This is a genomic window from Corynebacterium sp. NML180780 (genome assembly GCF_007786415.1).
GTDB classification, from domain to species: Bacteria; Actinomycetota; Actinomycetes; order Mycobacteriales; family Mycobacteriaceae; genus Corynebacterium; species Corynebacterium gottingense.
On the sequence record NZ_VNKN01000010.1, the window covers coordinates 112,770 to 134,602 of the forward strand.

The following is a 21,833-nucleotide window of genomic DNA, read 5'->3' on the forward strand; positions in this document are numbered from 1 at the left end:
AGGGTAATGTGACATCTAAAACAATGGGAAAGGTAGGTGGCAGCAATGGAATTTACGCCGTACACAATGCTGACTGATATTGGCTGGATCTCGGTGCTTCTGATCATTGGCAACGTACTCCGCAACCGGCTGAAAGTATTACAGGCGTTGCTGCTTCCTGCGCCGATCACGGCGGGGCTGATCGGTCTTGTCCTCGGGCAGGAAGTGCTCGGGGTGATCAGCTGGTCGGACAGCGTGGGCACATACACGACACTGTTGATCGCCGTGGTGTTCGCGTCAATGGCGTACTCGATGGAGCTCGGCGGCTCCGTGGCCGCGGGTGCGCGCAACATGTGGGCGTATACGACCTCGATGTTCATGGGGCAGTGGGGTCTGTTCATCCTGCTGGGCCTGTACCTGTTTGCGCCGCTGTTTGGCACGGAGCCCTGGTTCGGTATGATGCTGCCGGTCGGCTTCGTCGGCGGGTTCGGCACCGCGGCGGCGGTCGGTTCCGCGCTGGAGGGGGTCGGGGTGGAAAACGCCTCGTCCATCGGCTTTACGTCCGCGACCGTGGGCACACTGGTGGCCATCGTTGGCGGCGTGATCGTGGCAAACTGGGGCATCCGCAAGGGCAAGGCGGCTGAGCTGAGCGGCGACCTGCCCCGCGAGCTGCGCACTGGCTATATTGACGACGAATCTGAGCGCCCCTCCATCGGCAAGGCGACTACCAACCCGTCCTCCATCGAGCCGCTGGCGCTGCACGGTGGTTTCGTGGTGTTTACCGTGCTCATTGCGTACATGCTGAACCAGCTGGTGAAGTCGCAGTGGGAAAACGTGTCCATCCCCCTGTTCGCGATGGCGTGCGTGGTGGGCCTGATTGGCCGCGGCCTGCTGAAGGCTGTCGGGCGGCCGAACTACCTGGACCGCGACACCATTAGCTCCATCTCCGGCGCAGCCACCGACTACATGATTGCCTTCGGTATCGCGTCGATCGTGCCCGCGGCGCTCGCCGGGTACTGGCAGGCGCTCCTGCTCCTGTTCGTCCTGGGCACCGTGTTCTGCGTGGTGTGGATGCTGTGGGCGGGCCCGCTGTTCTTTGGCACCAACTGGCTCGAGCGTGGCCTGTTCGGCTGGGGTTGGGCGACCGCGGCAGTGGCCACCGGTATCGCACTGCTCAAGATGGTCGACCCGAAGCTGAAGTCCGGCACGCTCAACGAGTACGGCGTGGCGTACGTCGGCTTCGCCCCGTTTGAGATCGGCATGACCATCCTCGCGCCCATCGCGGTGATCGCCGGCTTTGTCACGGGCTTAGGCTGGATCGCCTTCGCGGTGGCCGTGGGCGTGGTGATTCTGTCCTTTGCTTCGAAGTGGGTCCCGGCAAAGCGGGAGTAAACAACAAAACAGGGTTGAGTGGAACAGACTCAACTTCCGGTGCGTTATAGGAAGTGACCCGAGTAAAACGGGAGATAAAACACGACGAACATAAACGCACACGGAAAGGACGATGTTGACCATGGCATCCTTTACCCCCACAACAAAGACGCAGGAGGCCATCCAGCAGGCGCTGCAGAAGGCCTCCGCGGCAGGGAATCCAGATATTCGCCCGGCGCACCTGCTGCAGGCAATTCTTACGCAGGAAGACGGAATCGCCGCCCCCGTCCTCAAAGCCACGGGCGTTGACCCCGCGACGGTCGCGCGCGAGGCGGGCGAGCTGGTCGCCGGTTACCCCAAGGCGGAGGGCCAGAACATGGCCAACCCCAACCTCAACCGCGATGCGCTCAACGCGCTTAATGCGTCGCAAGAGCTCGCCGGGGAGCTTGGCGACGAATACGTGTCCACCGAGGTACTCCTCGCCGGCATCGCCCGCGGCACCGATGAGGCCGCGGAGCTGCTGACCAAGCGCGGCGCCACGTACGATGCGATTAAGTCTGCGTTCCAGTCCGTCCGCGGCAACAAGAAGGTCACGACCGAGACGCCGGAGGACCAGTTCCAAGCGCTGGAAAAGTACTCCACCGACCTGACCGCACGCGCCCGTGAGGGCAAGATTGACCCGGTGATCGGGCGAGATTCGGAGATCCGCCGCGTGGTCCAGGTACTGAGCCGCCGCACGAAGAATAACCCGGTCCTGATCGGCGAACCCGGCGTGGGCAAGACCGCGATCGTGGAGGGCCTAGCCCGCCGCATCGTCGCGGGCGACGTCCCGGAGTCGCTGAAGGGCAAGACGCTGATCTCCCTGGACCTGGGGTCCATGGTCGCGGGCGCGAAGTACCGCGGCGAGTTCGAGGAGCGCCTGAAGGCCGTGCTGGACGAGATCACGTCGGCGGACGGCGAGATCATCACCTTTATCGACGAGCTGCACACCATTGTTGGCGCCGGCGCGAGCGGCGAGGGTGCCATGGACGCGGGCAACATGATTAAGCCGATGTTGGCCCGTGGCGAGCTGCGCCTCGTCGGCGCGACCACGCTGAACGAGTACCGCCAGCACATTGAGAAGGACGCTGCTTTGGAGCGCCGCTTCCAGCAGGTGTACGTGGGCGAGCCGACCGTGGAAGACACGATTGGCATCCTGCGTGGGCTGAAGGAGCGCTACGAGGTGCACCACGGCGTGCGCATCCAGGACTCCGCGCTGGTCTCGGCCGCCGAGCTGTCCAACCGCTACATCACCAACCGTTTCCTGCCGGACAAGGCGATCGACCTGGTGGATGAGGCCGGTTCTCGCCTGCGCATGGAGATCGACTCCTCGCCGCAGGAGATCGACGAGCTCGAGCGCGTGGTCCGCCGACTGGAGATCGAGGAGATCGCGCTGCAGAAGGAGTCCGACGCGGCGTCCCAGCAGCGCCTGGTGGACCTGCGCCAGGAGCTCGCTGACCAGCGTGAAAAGCTGAACGAGCTGAAAACTCGCTGGTCCAATGAGAAGGCGGAGATCGACTCGGTCCAGTCCGCGAAGGAGGAGCTGGAGCGGCTGCGCAACGAGTCTGAGATCGCGGAGCGCGACGGCGACTACGCCAAGGTCTCCGAGCTACGCTACGGCCGCATCCCCGAGCTGGAGAAGCAGCTCGCGGACGCGGAGGCGAGCGCCAGCGAGACCCAGAAGACGATGCTCACCGAGGAGGTCACCCCGGACGTGATCGCGGAGGTCGTGTCCTCCTGGACCGGCATCCCGGCAGGCAAGATGATGCAGGGCGAGACCGAGAAGCTCCTGCACATGGAGGAGCTGCTGGCCGGGCGCGTGGTCGGCCAGAAGGACGCGGTGAACGCGGTGTCCGACGCTGTGCGCCGCTCGCGCGCAGGCGTCGCTGACCCGAACCGCCCGATCGGTTCCTTCCTCTTCCTCGGCCCCACCGGCGTGGGCAAGACCGAGTTGGCGAAGGCGCTGGCTGAGTTCCTCTTCGACGACGATTCCGCGATGGTCCGCATCGACATGTCCGAGTACGGCGAGAAGCACTCCGTCTCCCGCCTGGTCGGCGCCCCTCCGGGGTATGTCGGCTACGACGCCGGCGGCCAGCTCACCGAGGCCGTTCGTCGCCGCCCGTACTCGCTCGTGCTTTTCGACGAGGTGGAGAAGGCCCACCAGGACGTCTTTGACATCCTCCTGCAGGTTCTCGACGAAGGCCGCCTCACCGACGGCCAGGGGCGCACGGTGGACTTCCGCAACACGGTGGTCATCCTCACCTCCAACCTGGGCGCGGGCGGCAGCCACGACCAGATCATGGACGCGGTGAAGCACCACTTCAAGCCCGAGTTCATCAACCGCCTCGACGATGTCGTCGTCTTCGACGCCCTGTCGTCCGAGCAGCTCGTCGGCATCGTGGACATCCAGCTCGGCTCGCTCGCGGAGCGTCTCGCTTCCAGGCGCCTCACGCTCCACGTCTCCGACGCCGCGAAGGCCTGGCTGGCGGAGCGCGGCTACGACCCGGCCTACGGTGCCCGCCCGCTGCGCCGCCTGATCCAGCAGGCCATCGGCGACCGCCTGGCGAAGGCGCTGCTCGCCGGCTACGTCCGCGACGGCGACACCGTCAACGTGGACGTCGCAGAGGGCGGGGAGCACCTCACCGTCGACGCTGCGTAAGTCGGTGTCGGCGGCGGGGCCGAGCAGGCCTCCGGGCCGTAGTCCGTCTGTCGTCCACAAGGAGCTAGCTCCATTTGCACCCTGTGGCAGTGCAAAACCGCAGGTCGCGGTTTGACTGGTCGGTCAAATGGAGCTAGCTCCATTTAGGAGCCTGCGGCCCCCTGGGCGGATGTCAAAGAAACGTATGATGATGCCTACGTAGTCGATCCACAAAGTCGGTGGAGGTGAGTGGAATGGTAGTGCGGGTGGATGTTGCCCCAGAGGTTCTTCGTTGGGCTGTTCGGCGGAGTGGTTGGGATGAGGACACTACTGTTCGTCGTGCTCCGAAGCTTGACTTATGGCTCTCTCAAGAAGAACGCCCCACACTCAAACAATTAAAGAAGTTTGCAAACGCTACGCATACGCCTTTGGGTTTGCTTTTTCTTCCGGAACCGCCGGTAGAGGCGATTCCAATCCCGGATATGAGGACGTTGGGCAACATTGGGGTTCAGCAACCCTCGGCAGATCTCCTTGACACGATCTACCAGTGTCAGCAGCGTCAAGACTGGTATCGCGAACATGCCTTGATGAACGATTTCGACGAAGTCTCCTTTGTTGGTGCTGCCACGTTGAATTCGCCAGTTGAAAAAGTCGCGAGCCAGATTCGGAACGCGTTAGATTTTGGTCTTGATGCACGCGCCACCTTCCCCAATTGGGAACAGGCTTTGCGTCAGCTGATTGACCGGATCGAGGGAGTCGGCGTCTTGGTCATGGTAAGTGGTGTCGTTGGTTCCGATCCGCACCGGAGACTGGATCCTAGTGAGTTCCGAGGATTTGCTTTGGCGGACTCCCTCGCCCCACTGATCTTTGTCAACGGAGCGGACACCAAAGCAGCCCAAATCTTTACGCTGATTCACGAGCTGGCACACATTTGGTTAGGTGGCAGCGCACTCTCGGAAGCCGCCATGACAGCTAAGGATGGTCCTAAGGCTGAGCTCTGGTGCAACCAAGTCGCTGCAGAGGTGCTTGTGCCGATGCATGCTTTGGTTGAGGAATTTCAGGGCGTCGCGAACGTAGAGGAGTTGGAACGCCTTGCTAGGACCTATCGCGTCAGTACGCTGGTGATCCTTAAACGTCTTTATGATGCCAAGGTTCTTCCTTGGAATGAATACACCAAGGCGTATGAAGTGGAGAAGCGGCGTGTCATGTCTTTTTTTGATACGCGACGCAGCGATGGCGGCGGCAACTATTACTACACCCAGCCACTGCGCCTCAGTCGCAGTTTCTCTCGAGCGGTGATCGCGAGCGCTTTGGAAGGCTCCACTGCGTACCGGGACGCGTACCAGTTACTTGGTACGAAAAAACACGCAACGTTTGAGAATCTTGCGGAAGAATTGGGGGTTGCCTGATGTTCCTGATCGACGCCAACATCCTCATTGAGGCGAAGAACCGGTATTACGCTTTCGACCTCGCGCCGGGATTCTGGGATTGGCTCGAAGGCGCGTATCGGCAAGATTTGGTGTGCAGTATCGAAGCCGTCCAGGATGAACTCCTACAGGGCAATGATGAGCTCGCTGAGTGGACGCGTGCAAATCCTGGTTTGTTCAGGGCGATTGATCAGCCAACGACGAAGCACTTCCAGCCGCTTTCTCAGTGGGCTGTTTCAGGAGCGTACCGGGAGGAAGCCATCAACGCTTTTGTAGGAAATCACGCCGATTATCTTCTCGTTGCTTACGCTCGTGAGCATCAACATACGGTCGTAACCCATGAGCGCTCACAACCGCACTCACGGAAAAGGATTCTTATTCCGGATGCCTGTTTGGCGATGGGTGTCGATACAGCAGACACATTTGAGATGATGCGCGAGACGGGCGTCACCTTGCACCTGCAGAAATCCCCGTAATTGCTTGGCACGTTCCATAAACAGTACGATGACACACCTCGTTCACACCCCTGAGTCCCTCACCGACGCCATCGGCCACGGCCCCGTTTCCCTGGTCCCCACGATGGGTGCGCTCCACGATGGCCACCTCGCTCTGGTCAGGCAAGCAAAAACGCTGGGCAACCCTGTCGTGGTGAGCATCTTTGTCAACCCGCTGCAGTTCGCGCCGGGCGAGGACCTGGACGCGTACCCGCGCACGCTCGCCGAGGATGTGGCCAAGCTGGAGGCGGAGGGCGTCGAGGCGGTGTTCGCGCCTTCGGCTGAGACGATGTACCCCCACGGCCCGCGCACGACGATCCAGCCGGGTCCCCTCGGCGAGGTGCTGGAGGGCGCGACCCGCCCGACACACTTCGCGGGCGTGCTCACGGTGGTGGCGAAGCTGTTCGCGCTCACGGGAGCTAGCGACGCGTTCTTCGGCGAGAAGGATTACCAGCAGCTCGCGCTGATCCGCCAGATGGTGGATGATCTGCATCTCCCGGTCCGCGTCCACGGATGTCCGATTGTGCGCGATGCCGATGGTCTCGCCCTGTCGTCGCGCAACCGTTACCTCAGCGCCGCCGAGCGCGAGGTCGCCCTCACCATCCCCAGGGCAATCGCCACCGGCAGCGTCGATGCCGCTCGCTCGCTTCTCGACGCCACGCCCGACCTCCACCTCGACTACCTCGTCGCCACCACGCCAGACCTCGCCGAGCTCCCGGCCGGATTTACCGGCGAGGCCCGCCTGCTGATCGCGGCCAAGGTCGGCTCGACGCGCCTGCTCGACAACGCGCCGATCCAGATCGGCTAACAGCTACTCGAAGGTGTGCTCCTCGGCGGGGAACTCGCCGGTGTGTACCGCGCGCTTGTACTCAGCGGCCGCGTCCGTGAGGTCGGCGCCGATCGTGCCGAAGCGACGGACGAAGCGGGCCCGGTGATCGCCTGCGGGCAGATCAGCCATGTCGTGCCAGACCAGAACGTGCGCATCCGTGTCCGGGCCGACCCCGATGCCGACGGTGGGGATCGGACACTCGCGCGTGATGTTCGCAGCGAGCGCCGCGGGAACCATTTCGAAGACGACGAGGTCGGCGCCTGCGTCGACGACTGCGCGGACGTCGTCAAGCAAAAGCTCCGCCCCCGCGTCGCGCCCCTGGACCTTGAAGCCGCCGAGGCTGTCGACGGATTGCGGGGTGAATCCGACGTGTGCGCATACCGCGAGGCCCGCGTTTTTGAGCGCGCGGATGCGCGGGGCGATGCGCACGCCGCCCTCGAGCTTGACCATGTGCGCGCCGGTGCGACGCACCATGTCGGTGGCGGTGCGCACGCACTGTTCGTCGCTCGCCTCGTAGGTGCCGAAGGGCAGGTCGATCACAACGAGCGCGTTGCCCGCCCCGCGCACCACTGCGGCGCCGAGGTGGACCATCTCGTCAACGCTGATCTGGTTGGTGGACTCGTAGCCGTAGACGACGTTCGCGGCCGAGTCTCCTACTAACAAGCACTCGATGCCGGCCTGGGCGAACGCGCGGGCGGTGGAGTAGTCGTAGGCGGTGAGCATGGCCCACTTCTCGCCGGACGCCTTTTTCTGTGCAAGGTCGGCGACCCGGACCTTTTCGTGAGAGCAAGATAACCAGTCACGGGCTCGAGTCTATTTTGGGTGACGCTTAGTTCCGGCTGAAGCCCCGAAGGGCCTTAGCCAGCGGCGCACCTAGTACTTAATCGCCATGCGCCCGTCGATCTTGCCCTGGCGCATGCGCTCGAAGACATCGTTGACGTCGTCAAGCTCGCAGGCGGTCACATGCGGCGCCACCTTGCCGCGCGCGTAGAAGTCCAGCGCCTCCGCCATGTCCTGGCGGGTGCCCACGAGGGAGCCGTGGATGGTGATGCCGCGCAGCACGATGTCGAAGATGGGGGCGGGGAAATCTCCCGGCGGCAGGCCGTTGAAGACGATGGTGCCGTCGGAGCGGCACATGCCGATGGCCTGACCGAAGGCGGCCGGGTGGACGGCGGTCACCACGATCCCGTGCGAGCCACCTTCGGTGTGTGCCTGCACCGCTTCGGCGGGGTCTTGCTCCTTCGCGTTGACCGTGAATTCTGCGCCCAGCTTCTTTGCCAGCTCCAGCTTGTCGTCGGCAATGTCGACGGCGATCACGCGCATGCCCATCGCGACGGCGTATTGCACGGCGACGTGGCCGAGTCCGCCGATGCCGGAGATCACCACGAACTGGCCGGGCTTGGTCTCAGTGACCTTGAGCGCCTTGTAGACGGTCACACCCGCGCACAGGATCGGTGCGACCTCCACCGGGTCTGCGCCGTCGGGGATGCGCGGCGCGTAGCGGGTGTCTACCAGCATGTACTGACCGAAGGAGCCGTCGACGGTGTAGCCGCCGTACTCGGCTTTAGCGCAGTAGGTCTCGCGCCCGGTGCGGCAGAATTCGCATTCCCCGCACGACGACCAGAGCCAAGCGTTGCCGACCATGTCACCGACTTGGACGGGGTGCTCGCCCGGTCCGAGCTCGACAACCTCGCCGACGCCTTCGTGGCCGGGGACGAACGGCGGCGCGGGTTTCACCGGCCAGTCGCCTTCCGCTGCGTGCAGGTCGGTGTGACAGATGCCAGAGGCGTGCAGCTTCACCAGCGCCTGGAAGGGGCCCGGAGTGGGTAGGTCGATGTCTTCTACGTGCAACTTGGGGCCAAATTCCTTGACCACGGCGGCGCGCATGGAAGTAGCGGTTGTCATGAAGGTCTGCCTCCTCAGGATCGGAGAATGGATGTGACGCGAACCATTGTACGGCTGAATATGTGTTGGGGGTAACGCGGTGCCCCCGGCACCCGCTCGTCCCAAAACGCACTCACGCATTTGACGCGGGCGGTAGGCTCCGAGATATGCAGTATCCAACGAAGATCCTCGCCCGCGTTGCCATGCCGGGTGTGGAAAACGAGCAGTTGGCCGCGCACAGTTTGGGCGGGAACCACTTCGTTGTGGCGAGTGTGCCGTTTGTGGATACGTCCCTGGCGGTTGGTGACATTGTTGAGTGCGTTCGAGTGGGTGGCAATTGGCACGTGGACCGCGTGCTGGTGCGCGGTGGGGCGTCGACAATGCGCATCCTGCCCGAGACCCAGCAGCCGCACGAGATTGCGGAGACGCTGCTCGCGTTTGGGTGCCGCGTCGAGCTTGGCCCCGGCGGCATGCTCGCCGCGAGCATCGGCCCGGACTGCCCGCGCGAGGGGATCCGCGAGTGGCTCGACGGGCTCGAGGCGGAGGGCGCGATCCAACAAGCGCCGGGTTACATGGCCTAACGTGCTTACGCGCAGTGTGCCTGGCGTCCCGGCGCTACACTGGCGCCCATGAGCGTATTTGTCTCCGCCGACGACCTTCGGCGACGAATCCAGACCGGCAAGAAATACACCATCTTGGCGTCCTTGTGGGAACCACAGGAGGGGAAGGCGCTGTCGAAGTACTTCTCCGAGCACATCCCGACCTCGCAGTTTTGCGACCCGGCTGCGCAGCTCGCGGGCATGCCGGGCAGCCGCGTCGGCCGCAACCCACTGCCCAAGCCGGAAGTGGCGGAGCACGCGATCCACAGCTGGGGCATCGAGGACGGCCGCCCCGTCTTCATCTACGACCAGGGCATTGGCCTCTACGCAGCCCGCGCCTGGTGGATCCTGCGCTGGATGGGCGTCGAGGACGTCCACATCGTCGACGGTGGGTTCGCTGCCTGGGATCGCAACGGCTTCGACTCGCTCGCCGGCCCGGGCAGCCCCGTGGTCAAGCGCAGCAAGGCAGTCCAGCCGGGCAACCTCCCCACTGCGTCCATGCAGGAAGTCCGCGATTTTGAGGGCTTGCTTATCGACGCCCGCGGGGCCGACCGCTTCGACGGCCGCAGAGAAATCCTGGACCTCCGCGCCGGCCACATCCCGGGTGCCATCAATCTGCCCGTCTACGACCTCTTTGACAAGGAGTCGCAGACGCTGCTGCCGGAGGACCAGATCCGCGATCGTTTCGCGCAGGTGGGCCTGACCCAGAACACGGACCCTGCGCAGGTCATCGCCTACTCCGGTTCCGGCAACCACTCGGCCCTCCTGCTCGCCGTGATGGAGCACGTAGGTCTGCCGGTGGTCACCCACTACGTCGGCGGCTGGTCGCAGTGGAGCGCTAACAAGACCAATCCGGTGGCCACGGACCTGTAGGCCGCGCCGTCCCCTCAACCGCCCGGACGTTGGGCCGACGCAGTAATATCGTGACGCGATGGCACCTTTACTTTTTGTTCTCGCGTTGATCGCGCTCGCAGCCGGCGGCTACCTCATGTTCGCCGACTCCCGCGATTCCAGCGACCGCGGAAGCGCCGCAGCACCCGCCCCCGCTCCCGCGCACGAGCGCCCCGAACCGGCGGAACCCGCTGAACCGGCCGAACCGGCGGAGCCAGCCGAGCCTGCCTCGGAGCGCTGGGTTCCGCTCCACGAGGAAGAATCGCGCGAGGAACCCGAGCCCGCGCCGGAGCCCAAGCCGGCGCCAGAGCCAGAACCCGCACCGGAATCAGAACCGGAGCCCGAGCCCGAACCAGAACCAGAACCAGCGCCTGAACCCGAGCCCGCCCCGCAGCCCGCGCGCCGGGCGCACCGGAAGTCTGGCCTGCAGTTCCCCGGGGCGTCGAGACGCGAGCGCCGCGCGTGGGCCGAGGGGCACGGCTTCGACTTTGCCAAGCACTCCGACGAGCTGGCGGGGGAGTGGCAGCGTGGTGCGGCGTCGGCAGGCGCGGTGCCCAAGGACATCGCCTCTGGCGCGATCTACGGCCACACCGTGCACGTCATGGACCTGGGCGGCGTGACCGTCATCGCGATGGACACCGGCCGCGTCAGCGACGTCGTAGTGGATATGCGCCGCGAAGGCTTCCACGCGGATTCCTCCGCTGACCTGGTGGAAGTGACGCACGCCGAGGGCTTTACGGTGCTGGGCACCCACGCGGGCCCGGTCGAGCGGTTCATGGACGTCCGCGTGCGCACCGCGCTGTCCAAGCTGCCGCAGAGCGTCACCGCCGCCTGGTTCGAGTCGGATTGGGTGCTCGCGGAGATGGATCGCGCCTCCGCGGCCGACGAGTGGGACGAAACGCTCGCTCCGCTCGCGCTGCTTGCCGACGCCGCCCGCACCCTCCCGCCCGAATCCGCCGAACCCCTCAGCTTCGGCTACCCCACCCGCGAGATGCCGGCTCCCGCTCCGGCGCTGGTGGAGGAGGCGTCGCCAAGCGCGGAGACCGTCCAGCGGCCGGACGAGCCGCTGGAGATGCCCACCCGCATCACTGGGGCGCGCCGCGGCCACATTGACTACAGCGACCTGGGCGGCGACGAGGTCGCGCCCATCGCGGACGGCCACCCCACCGAAGGCGACGCGCCATCGGACCTGACTCGGGTGCGTCGAGAGCAGCGGCCGCCGTCCATCTTCGACGACTCGCGCCCGAGCACCAGGCCGGACACAGACCCTGAACAGCACATGGAAAGGAACACTGATGAGTGACAAAGCAAGGCTGGCAGAACTGGTCAAGGAACTGGCCGTCGTCCACGGCAAAGTGACGCTGTCCTCCGGCAAGGAGGCCGACTACTACGTGGACCTGCGCCGCGCGACCCTGCACCACGAGGCGTCCCGCCTCATCGGCGCGCAACTGCGCGAGCTGACCAAGGACCTGGAGTTCGACGCCGTCGGTGGCCTCACCCTGGGCGCGGACCCGGTCGCCACCGCCATCATGCACGCGGACGGGCGCGACATCGACGCCTTCGTCGTGCGCAAGGAGGCGAAGAAGCACGGTATGCAGCGCCGCATCGAGGGCCCGAGCATCGTGGGCAAGAAGGTGCTCGTGGTCGAGGACACGACCACCACCGGCAATTCCCCGCTCACCGCGGTGCAGGCCTGCCGCGAGGAGGGCGCCGAGGTCGTCGCTGTCGCCACCGTGGTGGACCGCGCGACGGGCGCGGACGCCGTGCTCAAGGAAGCCGGCCTGGAGTACCGCTTCCTCCTCGGCCTCGAGGACCTCGGCCTTGCCTGAGCCCGCGGACACGGAGCCCGCGAAGGGGCCCGCGAAGGGGCCCACCGAGTGGAATGAGGGCCGCCACGGCGTCGGGCCGTGGGAGGGGCCCGTGCCTGAGAACGCCCACCTGGACCCCGAGTTCCTGGCCAATGGTGACCGCCGCAACGTGGTCGACGCCTACCGCTACTGGTCCATGGAGGCGATCGTCGCGGACCTCGACCGCAAGCGGCACCCGTTTCACGTGGCGATCGAGAACTTTGAAAATGACATGAACATCGGCACTGTGGTGCGCACCGCGAACGCCTTCCTGGCTAAGGAGGTGCACATCATTGGCCGCAAGCGCTGGAACCGCCGCGGCGCGATGGTGACGGACCGCTACCAGCACATCCACCACCACGCGACGGTGGAGGACTTTGCCGCGTGGGCGCGCGCGGAGGACATCCCGGTCGTGGCCATTGATAACACCCCCGGATGCGTCCCGCTGGAGACGGCGGAGCTGCCCGAGCGCTGCGTCCTCGTCTTCGGGCAGGAGGGCCCCGGCATTACGGAGGAGACGGCGCACGCGGCCAGCATGACCTGCTCGATTGCGCAGTTTGGCTCGACGCGCTCCATCAACGCGGGCGTCGCCGCGGGCATCGCGATGCACGCGTGGGTGCGCCAGCACGCGGACCTGAGCCAGGCGTGGTAGGTATTCTCCGATTCTCCTGAAACGCTTCTGGGTGCTCTGGCAATATATAGGGAGTACGAGCTAGTCGCGCGTGATTGGAGCAGTAGGTGTCAGAATCCGGGTCAGTGTGGCCACATCGGGCCGACCTGGCGGAGCAGGCCATTCACAGGCGCCACTCACAGAAGCTGTGGGGCATGCCCGGCACCAACCTCGCCGTCGTGACCTGGCCGCCGGGAGTGAAGGACCGCCTGTACTGGCACTGGCACTTCTGGTGGCAGGCACACTACATCGACTGCCAGGTTGATGCGGCGCTGCGCCAGCCGTCGCTGGAGCGCCGCCACCGCCTGCAGGACACGCTGCGCGCGATGAGCGTGCGCTCGGTGTGGCGGCTCACCGCCAACAAGTACTACGACGACAAGGCCTGGCTGGCCCTCGCTTGGAACCGCGCGCTCCAGCTCGACGGCATTCACCGGTCGAAGGCGCTGGACAAGCTCGAGTTCGACCTGCTCGAGGGCATCGACCCCGTCACGGGTGTCCTGCCGTGGCGCCGCGCCGAAACCTTCTACAACGTGCCGTCCAACGGCCCGGCAGCGATCCTGTTCGCGCGCACCGGCCGGCTGGACAAGTCGCGGGAGATCCTGGACTGGATCTTTGACAACTTGGTGCGCGAGAACGGCCTGCTTGAGGACGGGATCCGCATGCGCATGCACGGCCCCGAGGTCGTGGAGAAGATCTACACCTACAACCAGGGCACGGTGCTCGGCGCCAGCCTCGAGGTCGCCCTTGCGCTTCGCGACGATGCGGGGCTGGACCACGACGAACCGATCGACTCCTTTGCCAACTCGGAGCGCGCCGACGCCTCCGTGTTCTACATCACGCACATCCGCGCGATCGTGCAGGCCATCGCCCTACACCTGGCCACCCCGCAGGGCGTGATCATCAGCCCGAAGTACGAGTCGGGCGACGGCGACGGCGGCCTGTTCAAGGGGATCCTCGCCCGCTACCTGGCGGAGGTGGCGGTGCGCCTGCCGCGGGACAGCCGGGAGAACATTGCGACGAGGAAGATCGCCGCGCGGCTGGTCCGCGCTTCGGCGGAATCGCTGTGGCAGCACCGGCTGGAAGTCGATGGCCTGCCCGTGTTCGCTGCGGAGTGGACGGAGGATGCGCTGCTGCCGCATAACTATGGGTTTGGGCCGGCGTCGATAAGCGAGGCCGTGGGCTTAGTGCGTATCGACGAACGCGATCTCTCCGTGCAACTGTCGGGATGGATGCTGCTCGAGGCAGCTGCGAGAATTTCTCGTGCAACCGGACTGTAAAAGGTGCATACTGGGCTACGTACTACCAAGAGCAACAAGGGAGGACATTCCCCATGCCAATCGCAACCCCCGAGATCTACAACCAGATGCTGGACGGTGCCAAGAAGGGCGGGTACGCATTCCCGGCCATTAACTGCACCTCCTCCGAGACCATCAACGCAGCCATCAAGGGTTTTGCCGAGGCTGAGTCCGACGGCATCATCCAGTTCTCCACCGGCGGTGCTGAGTTCGGCTCCGGTCTGGGCGTGAAGAACAAGGTCGCGGGTGCGCAGGCGCTGGCAGCTTTCGCATACGAGATTGCGAAGCACTACGACGTGAACATCGCGCTGCACACTGACCACTGCCAGAAGGAAGTGCTGGACGAGTACGTCCGTCCGCTGATTGCCATCTCGCAGGAGCGCGTCGACCGCGGCGAGCTGCCGCTGTTCCAGTCCCACATGTGGGACGGCTCCGCTATCCCGATCGATGAGAACCTGGAGATCGCGCAGGAGCTGCTGGAGAAGGCACACAACGCCAACATCATCCTCGAGGTGGAGATCGGCGTCGTCGGCGGCGAAGAGGACGGCGTGCAGGCAAAGCACGGCGCAAACCTCTACACCTCCCCGGAGGACTTTGAGAAGACCATCGACGCCCTGGGCACCGGCGAGAAGGGCCGCTACCTGCTGGCCGCTACCTTTGGCAACGTCCACGGCGTGTACAAGCCGGGCAACGTCGAGCTGCGCCCCGAGGTCCTGGACGAGGGCCAGAAGGTTGCCGCGAAGAAGCTGGGCCAGGACGCTGGCTCCAAGCCGTTCGACTTCGTCTTCCACGGTGGCTCCGGCTCCGAGAAGGAGAAGATCGAGCAGGCGCTGGGCTACGGCGTTGTGAAGATGAACGTTGACACCGACACCCAGTATGCGTTCACCCGCCCGGTCGCGTCGCACATGTTTGAGAACTACGACGGCGTCTTGAAGATCGACGGCGAGGTGGGCAACAAGAAGGTCTACGACCCGCGCTCCTACATGAAGAAGGCAGAGGCTGCGATGACCCAGCGTGTCATCGAGGCTTGCCAGGACCTGCGCTCCGTGGGCCACACCGTGTCCAAGTAAGGCTTTCGCAGGCCAGTAGCGCCGTCCCCCGCTGATTCGTCGCGGTGGGGCGGCGCTTTCTCGTGCGCGCGCCCGCCCGGTGGCTAATGTAGGCACCATGGAGGAACAGAAGGACGCCGGAAGCGCGAAGCACCGGCTGACTACGAAAGAACGGCTGAAACAGGTCGATCAGTCGGTGCAGTCGCGCCTGCTGCGCGTGCGGAAGCGCCTACTGCCCATCCTGCAGATCGGCATCGCGTCGGGCCTCGCGTACTGGATTGCCAAGGATCTGCTCGGCCACCAGCGCCCGTTCTTCGCCCCGATTTCCGTGATCATCATGATCGGCATGACGGGCGGAGAGCGCCTCTCCAAGGCATGGGACCTGGCTATCGGCGGCACGATTGGTGTGCTGGTGGGGGACCTTCTTTTCTACCGGCTGGGCGAGGGCGGTTGGCAGATCGCGCTGATCGTCTCCGGATCGCTCGCGATCGCGTCGTTCTTTACCAAGTCGCAGCTGGCGATTAACCAGGTCGCGATCGGTTCGGTCCTCATTGCCACGATCATGCCGCCGGGCGCGGAGGTCACCGGCATTGATAGGACGCTCGACGCGATCGTCGGCGTCGTGGTCTCGATGGTGACGCTGGCGCTGCTTCCGCAGGCGCCGATGCAGAGCGCGAGGTCGGAGATCTCGAAGGTGATGGGCATTTTGTGCGCGGTGCTTAACGACGTTGCGAACGGGCTGCGCGAGCGCGATCCCGAGATCATCGACGAAGCCCTCGATGCCATCCGTAGTTCGCAGACGGATATTGACCAGATGGCGTCGGCGGTGAAGTCCGGTAAGGAGTCGATCCGCATTTCCCCGTTCCTGTGGAGCGTGCGCCGCTACATCAATTCGCTCTCGCTGGTCATCCCGCCGGTGGATAACGCGGTCCGCACGACCCGCGTGCTGGCGCGCCGCGCGCACGTGCTGTGCGAGGACGGGGATGCGGTGACGGAGCAGCAGGTGGAGCTCATCGACACGCTCTCGCACGTCTGCCTGGAGTTCTCCGAGGTGTACGGGGTTGATTCGCGCCGCGCGCAGGCAATCGCCATCCCCCGCATCGTCAACGAGCTGCGCGTGGCGGGCCAGCGCGCGTCGATGGACGCAGTGCCGGAGGATGCGGTGCTCTCGGCGTACGCCATCCTGGCGCAGACGCGCTCGCTCATCGTCGATCTGCTCGAAGTCAGCGGCATGTCCCACGAGTCCGCGGCGTCGGTGCTCGCGCCGACGTCCTCCTCGCCCAAGTACCCGCCTGAGCTTTACGACGAATAGCGTCCAACCGAAGACGTGCGAGAGCCCGGTGGGGAGTGGTACCCACCGGGCTCTCGTGAAAGGGTGTGCCGGTTACCTACCGGCGGAGGGGCTTACTTCTTGGTGTCCTTGCCGTCGACGACGCCCTCGACACCGTCGGTGTCGAAGCGCTCCTTGCGCAGCTCCTCGGAGACGCGCTCGGTGTCCTGAACGGTGTCCTTCTCCAGGGAAACCTTCTCCACCGGGACGGACTCCTTGGAGACGTTGACGCGCTCCTCGTGCAGGGTGACGGAAGCTTCCTGCTCACCGATCTTGCCGTCGTAGTTGGCACGGTCAGCGTCGGTGATCGGCTCGCGGACAACGCGAACCTCTTCGCGCTCAACCGGGACCTCGACGGTCTCGGTCTCGTTCACGACGTACTTGCGCAGGCGAACCTGGCCGGACTCAACGCGGTCCTTCTGCACGTTCAGCTGCTCCTCGGAGCGGATGATCGCGTCCTTGTCGGTGTCAGCGACGTTCTCGCGGGTGCCGGCAGCAGCGTTTGCGCGAGCGGTCTCGTCGGTGGTCACCTCGCGCTCACCAGCGGCAGCGCCGGCGCCTGCGACGCCTGCAGCACCAGCAGCGGCGCCGGTGCCAGCAGCAGCGTGGCGGCCGGTGTCGTAGGTGGTGACGTCCTGGGTGTCGGTCAGGCCGTAGTGGCGGTAGAACGCGTCCTGGTCCTCGGTGGTGAGGTGGCCGTTCTCGTCCAGATCCGGAGCGTCCTCGATGCGGCCCTTCGGGAATGCGAGGTGCAGCTCGCCGTCGCGCAGGGTGTGGCCGCGCAGCGGAACGATGGAGGTGCCGGCGCCGAACAGGCCGTGGTTCACGGACACGAAGTCCGGCTGGCCGGAGGTGTCGTTGACGTAGACGTCCTTGACGCCGCCGACCTTGTCGCCGTCAACGTCGTATGCGGTGGCGTTTGCCAGATCTTCGATGCGGTTGGTGTTAGCCATGGTGCTGAAAAGCTCCTTCGTGCTTCGAGTTCGTTCAGGGGTCTATCTAACTCAGCCCATTGTGCGGACTGTCTCGCTTAGCCACGAAGCCTGCGAGCACTTGGCTCGCGCTTCGCTGCGTTGCGAACAAGAACGAATGTAGGGCGGATCTGAGATTCTCGCTTGAACGGCCGTCTCAGGTCGGCCCGTTCGGGGCAAGTGGAACATATGAACGAATGACGGATTTGCGGACCGTCGGTACAATCCCCGCGCCACTAACGGTGACCTGCAAGAACGTGACGTTTGAACGACTTGAGATGCCGTGTGCGCGCTGGATAAATATCTCGAAGTGATAACGGCCACCTCAGTATGGGCGTAAAGAAATCGACAATGTGAGATGTGTCACACCTCTGTATTTGCCCCCATTTTGACGCTCTGGATGTCGCGGAGATGCCGATAAAAGGTCACCCGCTCCACCGTTCGGGGGCGTACTACCCCGTCGAGCTCGACGGTGATGGCGTCGCCACCGGACTGCAGCGCGCGGCCGGTGAGGACGCGCGAGGAATCCGTCTGACCGGGCGCAACGCCCGCGTTGCGGGTGAGTCCGCGGAGGAGGGGGAGGCGGTGCAACCGCTCTAGTTGCGCCGGTGAGCGCCTGGAGACAGGCCCGGTGGGCACCAGCGGAGTTGTCAGGGCGGAGGACGCAATTCCCGGGGCGCCGGGGGTAGGTACCAGGCGCGCGCCAAACTGCCCGTGGAAGCGCGCGGAGGGCTCGGAGCCGCTGCGGTAGAGGAGTCGCTCCGAGTCGACGACGATCTCACCGACGTACTCGCTTGCGCCGTCGTCGTGGTAGATCGCGGCTGCCCCCGCGACCACTTCGCCGGTGTCGGTGCGCACGCACGGCGACGGCACGACGGGCCCAGAGGTGGCAAGGGTAATGAGGGAGTCGCGGTCGAGCCCGCTCAATCCCCACGCCACCGCTGCGGGCGAGGAGGGATCGACGGGGAGGTAAGCGATCTCCGCCCACAGGTAGTCGCCACGCATCATCCGGGTGAGGACGGCGGCGAGCGCCTTGTCGGTGCCGGAGACGACGATGCGCAAGCGCTCGTCGGGCTGCTGCGGCGCAGGCGCCGGCTGGCCAAGGTGCGCGACGTTGGGGGAGGCCTGGATCTCTGCCAGCGAGGGGGTGGGATCCTCGGGCAGGACCTCCTTGGCCGCGGCGTCGAGGAAGCGCAGGTCCTTGCGCGTCGGTACGGCGGGGAGCTGGTGGTGCTCGGCACCGGGGATTGAAGTGGTGGTTGCGCACGCGCAATGGATCAGCCGCATAGGGGTCACGCTACAATAAGCGCGGATTACTGCCTATATAAGGAGTGAAAATGTCCGCCATCGTCATTGTGGGCGCCCAGTGGGGCGACGAGGGCAAGGGGAAGGCCACCGACATTCTCGGCGGCAAGGTAGACTACGTGGTCAAGCCAAACGGCGGCAATAACGCCGGACACACCGTCGTCGTTGGCGGCGAGAAGTACGAGCTGAAACTGCTGCCCGCCGGCGTGCTGAGCGAGAACGCCACCCCGATCCTTGGCAACGGCGTGGTGGTCAACCTCCAGGCACTCTTCGAGGAGATCGACGGGCTTGAAGCTCGGGGCGCGAACGCCTCGCGCCTGCGCATTTCCGGCAACGCCCACATGGTCGCGCCGTACCACCAGACTCTGGATCGCGTGCAGGAGCGCTTCTTGGGCAAGCGCGCCATCGGCACCACCGGCCGCGGCATCGGCCCCACCTACGCCGACAAGGTGGCGCGCGTGGGCTTGCGCGTGCAGGACATCTTTGATGAGTCGATCCTGCGCCAGAAGATCGAGTCCGCGCTGGATGTGAAGAACCAGATGCTGGTGAAGATGTACAACCGCAAGGCTATCGAGGCGGACGAGGTCTTTGAGTACTTCATGTCCTACGCCGAGCGCCTTAAGCCGATGGTGATTGACGCCGAGTACACCCTGAACAAGGCACTGGACGAGGGCAAGCACGTGCTCATGGAGGGCGGCCAGGCCACCATGCTGGACGTGGACCACGGCACGTACCCGTTTGTCACTTCCTCCAACCCCACTGCCGGCGGCGCGTGTGTGGGTGCGGGCATCGGCCCGACGAAGATCACGGCGTCGCTGGGCATTGTGAAGGCGTACACCACCCGCGTGGGTGCGGGCCCGTTCCCCACGGAGCTGTTTGACAAGTGGGGCGACTACCTGCAGGAAGTCGGCGGTGAGGTCGGCGTGAACACCGGCCGCAAGCGTCGCTGCGGCTGGTACGACTCGGTGGTGGCCCGCTATGCTGCCCGCGTCAACGGCTTCACGGACTTCTTCCTGACCAAGCTGGACGTGCTCACCGGCATCGGCGAGATCCCGATCTGCGTGGCCTACGACGTGGACGGCCAGCGCTTCGACGAAATGCCGCTGACCCAGTCCCAGTTCCACCACGCGGAGCCGATCTTTGAGACCATGCCCGCGTGGGATGAGGACATCACCGGCTGCACCACGTTCGATGAACTGCCGCAGAAGGCGAAGGATTACGTGCTGCGCCTCGAGGAGCTTTCCGGTGCGCCGATGAGCTACATCGGCGTCGGCCCGGGCCGCGACCAGACGATCGTGCGTAACGACGTCATGGAGCGGTAACTCGTCACAGTTTCCCCAGCGCGCCTGTTTGCCCAGGGCAGTGCCGGGACATAAAGTAGGCGCCTATGAATACGGCGAAGCGCTCGAAGGTGCTCATCCTTGGCACGTCCGCGGTGGAGGAGGAGCTTGCAACCTCTTTCCGCCGCCTAGGCTACGAAGTGCAGGTGGGCACGTTTGAGCAGGGCGCGCCGGGTGCGATGACCCCGGATATTACCGTGGCGGGGGAGGGCACGGACCTGACCAAGCTGCGTGAGCTGGTGGATACCTCAGGCTGCGAGCTTTTCCCGACGGTGGAGGCGTGCCGGATGACCCGCAACCGCGAGGGCGTGCGTCGCACTGCGGCCGAGGAGCTTGGCTTGCCGACGATGGCGTACAAGTTCGTCGACACTGTGGAAGACCTCGAGGCGTGCGCGGAGCAGGTGGGCTACCCGCTGGTGGTCAAGCCGGGGCGTTCCACGGCCGGTGAGGGTCAGTCCGTGGTGCGCGAGGACTCCGAGCTGCGCGCAGCGTTTTCCAAGGCACAGAGCGTTTCCGAATCCAAGTCGGGTGAGCGCGAGCCCGTAGCGGTGGAGCAGTACATCGACTTTGACTACGAGGTCACTATCCTCACCGTCCGCTCGATCGACCCGGCCACGGGCGCTATGGCCACGTGGTTCTGCGAGCCGATTGGTACCCGCCACGAGCACGGCAAGCTTGTAGAGACCTGGCAGCCGGCGGCGTTGTCCCAGGCCGCTGCCGACAACGCCCGCTCGATCGCAGCGCGTATCAGCGGTGCGATCGCCGGGCGCGGCGTATACTCCATCGAGCTCTTTGTCGACGGCGACGAGGTCTACTTCTCCCAGGCCACGCCCCGCCCTGACGCGGATGGCCTGCTCACTCGGGGCACCCAGCGTGTGGACCAGTTCGATCTGCATGCGCGCGCGACCGCAGGTTTGCCTATCGACGTCACGCTCACCTCCCCCGGCGCCGCCGCCTTCCTCCACGGCGTGAACCCCACCACCGCACAGATTGCGCAGGCGATGGCTGTCGACGAGGTGACGGTTGAGGTTCACGAAGACGCCGTAATGGTGCTTGCCACCGCGGACACGATCGACGAGGCCCACGAGCGCGCCGCAGAGGCAGCGAAGCAGTTGGAAGTGGAGCGGTAGCTCGCGCATTTGTGGAGTGTTCCGCGAGGGGCGGTGGCACTCGATTCCCTCGCTGTTCCCACTAAAGGGGGCATTCCAAGTGGCTAAGTCAAAAATTCTTGGCAACATTTAAGTTCGAACAGTCTTCGGATATTGAACGTTCGTCTAGAAAAATTGGTATTGCTACATTTGTGTATCTATGGGGGCTCACATTGACCGTGCCAGTTGGCGATGGCGGCAGTTAGGCTGGGGGTATAGAGAACGCCAAAGCGGGCTATATTTCTCTTTCGGGTGAACGAGAGGGGTTTACCCAGTCGAACAATATCGCAATGTTTGCTGAGTGCTTTGCTGAGTTTTTTGGGGGTACTCGACCTTGGTAATAGCCGAAAGGGATCTTGCTCGTGGACCTTTGGTATAGACGTGTCCCTGCCCCAAAAATGCAGCTCAATGATGAATGTTGCCCTTTTGTCGGTAATTGAACGTCCAAATAATTGTACCTTAGAGCCTGGACGTCCGGTGGGGGACATCTGGACCTAGCACGGGTGTTTTTCACTAGATTGACAGGTGTGAAAGTCTGCGTGGCGTTTTCCGCTGTGAGCTGACACGGGAGTTGTGCCTACGCACTCTCTGACTTTCTAGTTGTTCAGAACATCTTCGTGGAAGGAAGATTTCACAGTATGAAGAAGCACAATGTTGCCCGCCGCCGCGGGACGTCGATCGCGGCAGCAGCGCTTTCGCTTGCGCTTGTCGCTCCATTCGCGCAGCC

At 64.6% G+C, this 21,833-nt stretch carries 19 protein-coding genes; 15 read left to right on the forward strand and 4 right to left on the reverse strand.

Annotation, left to right across the window (positions count from 1 at the left end):
- The first annotated feature begins 45 nt into the window (after positions 1-45).
- The 5 genes from FPP74_RS08570 (at position 46) to panC (ending at position 6,756) form a co-directional block, all read left to right on the forward strand.
- Positions 46-1,371 carry a sodium/glutamate symporter gene (locus FPP74_RS08570; protein ID WP_095536069.1) on the forward strand — a complete coding sequence of 442 codons (1,326 nt, stop codon included), beginning with the start codon at positions 46-48 and terminating at the stop codon, positions 1,369-1,371.
- Positions 1,372-1,492: 121 nt separating this feature from the next.
- Positions 1,493-4,048, forward strand: a complete 2,556-nt coding sequence (clpB, locus tag FPP74_RS08575) for an ATP-dependent chaperone ClpB (protein WP_144717975.1) — start codon at positions 1,493-1,495, stop codon at positions 4,046-4,048.
- Between the two features lie 233 nt (positions 4,049-4,281).
- A complete protein-coding gene (locus tag FPP74_RS08580; RefSeq protein ID WP_144718007.1) occupies positions 4,282-5,436 on the forward strand; it encodes an ImmA/IrrE family metallo-endopeptidase in 1,155 nt (384 codons plus the stop codon).
- A complete protein-coding gene (locus tag FPP74_RS08585; protein WP_144717977.1) occupies positions 5,436-5,930 on the forward strand; it encodes a DUF4411 family protein in 495 nt (164 codons plus the stop codon). Before FPP74_RS08580 ends, FPP74_RS08585 begins: the two co-directional genes overlap by 1 nt.
- Positions 5,931-5,958: 28 nt before the next feature.
- A complete protein-coding gene (panC, locus tag FPP74_RS08590; RefSeq protein WP_095546657.1) occupies positions 5,959-6,756 on the forward strand; it encodes a pantoate--beta-alanine ligase in 798 nt (265 codons plus the stop codon).
- A gap of 3 nt (positions 6,757-6,759) precedes the next feature.
- On the opposite strand, the gene panB is transcribed toward panC, so the two are convergent.
- Together panB and adhP are read right to left on the reverse strand one after the other, a co-directional pair.
- Positions 6,760-7,500 carry a 3-methyl-2-oxobutanoate hydroxymethyltransferase gene (panB, locus tag FPP74_RS08595; protein ID WP_255456111.1) on the reverse strand — a complete coding sequence of 247 codons (741 nt, stop codon included), beginning with the start codon at positions 7,498-7,500 and terminating at the stop codon, positions 6,760-6,762.
- A 150-nt stretch (positions 7,501-7,650) separates the two neighbouring features.
- Complete coding sequence (gene adhP, locus FPP74_RS08600; protein WP_144717979.1) at positions 7,651-8,682, reverse strand: alcohol dehydrogenase AdhP; 1,032 nt, start codon at positions 8,680-8,682, stop codon at positions 7,651-7,653.
- A 146-nt stretch (positions 8,683-8,828) separates the two neighbouring features.
- On the opposite strand from adhP, the gene FPP74_RS08605 reads away from it, so the two are divergent.
- From FPP74_RS08605 to FPP74_RS08645, 8 genes are all read left to right on the forward strand, one after another.
- The gene (locus tag FPP74_RS08605; RefSeq protein ID WP_095546660.1) at positions 8,829-9,242 is read left to right on the forward strand and encodes a DUF4265 domain-containing protein; all 414 of its coding nucleotides are present in this window, start codon (positions 8,829-8,831) and stop codon (positions 9,240-9,242) included.
- Positions 9,243-9,290: 48 nt separating this feature from the next.
- The gene (locus tag FPP74_RS08610) at positions 9,291-10,133 is read left to right on the forward strand and encodes a sulfurtransferase (protein WP_144717981.1); all 843 of its coding nucleotides are present in this window, start codon (positions 9,291-9,293) and stop codon (positions 10,131-10,133) included.
- Positions 10,134-10,191: 58 nt separating this feature from the next.
- Positions 10,192-11,454, forward strand: coding sequence for a hypothetical protein (locus FPP74_RS12265; protein ID WP_186439419.1), 1,263 nt, complete (start codon positions 10,192-10,194; stop codon positions 11,452-11,454).
- Complete coding sequence (pyrE, locus tag FPP74_RS08625; RefSeq protein ID WP_095536078.1) at positions 11,447-11,980, forward strand: orotate phosphoribosyltransferase; 534 nt, start codon at positions 11,447-11,449, stop codon at positions 11,978-11,980. The genes FPP74_RS12265 and pyrE overlap by 8 nt, the downstream gene beginning before the upstream one ends.
- A complete protein-coding gene (locus FPP74_RS08630) occupies positions 11,973-12,650 on the forward strand; it encodes a TrmH family RNA methyltransferase (protein ID WP_122085852.1) in 678 nt (225 codons plus the stop codon). Before pyrE ends, FPP74_RS08630 begins: the two co-directional genes overlap by 8 nt.
- Before the next feature lie 173 nt (positions 12,651-12,823).
- Positions 12,824-13,945, forward strand: a complete 1,122-nt coding sequence (locus FPP74_RS08635) for a glycoside hydrolase family 76 protein (protein ID WP_095547933.1) — start codon at positions 12,824-12,826, stop codon at positions 13,943-13,945.
- Between the two features lie 53 nt (positions 13,946-13,998).
- A complete protein-coding gene (gene fbaA / locus FPP74_RS08640) occupies positions 13,999-15,033 on the forward strand; it encodes a class II fructose-bisphosphate aldolase (RefSeq protein WP_095275649.1) in 1,035 nt (344 codons plus the stop codon).
- Positions 15,034-15,130: 97 nt separating this feature from the next.
- A complete protein-coding gene (locus FPP74_RS08645) occupies positions 15,131-16,324 on the forward strand; it encodes an aromatic acid exporter family protein (protein WP_144717985.1) in 1,194 nt (397 codons plus the stop codon).
- A gap of 92 nt (positions 16,325-16,416) precedes the next feature.
- Here the strand turns inward: FPP74_RS08645 and FPP74_RS08650 are convergent, their stop codons facing one another.
- Together FPP74_RS08650 and FPP74_RS08655 are read right to left on the reverse strand one after the other, a co-directional pair.
- Positions 16,417-17,295, reverse strand: coding sequence for a PRC and DUF2382 domain-containing protein (locus tag FPP74_RS08650; RefSeq protein WP_144717987.1), 879 nt, complete (start codon positions 17,293-17,295; stop codon positions 16,417-16,419).
- A 381-nt stretch (positions 17,296-17,676) separates the two neighbouring features.
- Entirely contained in the window at positions 17,677-18,600 is a 924-nt protein-coding gene (locus tag FPP74_RS08655) for a hypothetical protein (RefSeq protein ID WP_144717989.1), read from the reverse strand.
- Between the two features lie 50 nt (positions 18,601-18,650).
- Between FPP74_RS08655 and FPP74_RS08660 the strand changes: the two genes are divergently transcribed.
- The gene (locus tag FPP74_RS08660; protein ID WP_144717991.1) at positions 18,651-19,940 is read left to right on the forward strand and encodes an adenylosuccinate synthase; all 1,290 of its coding nucleotides are present in this window, start codon (positions 18,651-18,653) and stop codon (positions 19,938-19,940) included.
- 65 nt (positions 19,941-20,005) lie between these two features.
- On the forward strand, positions 20,006-21,088 hold the full coding sequence (locus tag FPP74_RS08665) for an ATP-grasp domain-containing protein (RefSeq protein WP_144717993.1): 1,083 nt from the start codon (positions 20,006-20,008) through the stop codon (positions 21,086-21,088).
- Positions 21,089-21,833: the final 745 nt, after the last annotated feature.